Origin of the sequence: Psychrobacter sp. GW64-MNA-CIBAN-0177 (genome assembly GCF_040309585.1) — a bacterium.
Classification (GTDB): domain Bacteria; phylum Pseudomonadota; class Gammaproteobacteria; order Pseudomonadales; family Moraxellaceae; genus Psychrobacter; species Psychrobacter okhotskensis.
On the sequence record NZ_JBEOOY010000598.1, the window covers coordinates 1 to 237 of the forward strand.

General features: G+C 41.4%; 1 protein-coding gene. It reads left to right on the top strand.

Features of this window, described 5'->3' with window-relative positions; all coding sequences use genetic code 11:
- Positions 1-237, top strand: a 237-nt coding sequence (locus AAEY79_RS16350; protein ID WP_352289819.1) for a hypothetical protein, incomplete at both ends; no start/stop codon positions are given.

The window sequence follows — 237 nt, forward strand, 5'->3', positions numbered from 1 at the left end:
TGCGTTGTCTTTGCTTGATAAAGAGTTCGATTTTACTCAAGCTGGCGATGCGTATGAATTTGATCGCAAAGATGCGCAATGGCCAAAAGATGAAGCCGAAGTGAATGAACTTTGGCGTCAGCGCGTTAAATATGACGCGTTAAATCTTAAATTAACCGGTAAAAAGTGGCCTGAAATTGTTGAAGTGCTCGAGAAGCGTTACAACAATGCCATTAAGCGTTTAAGCCAAACACAAAG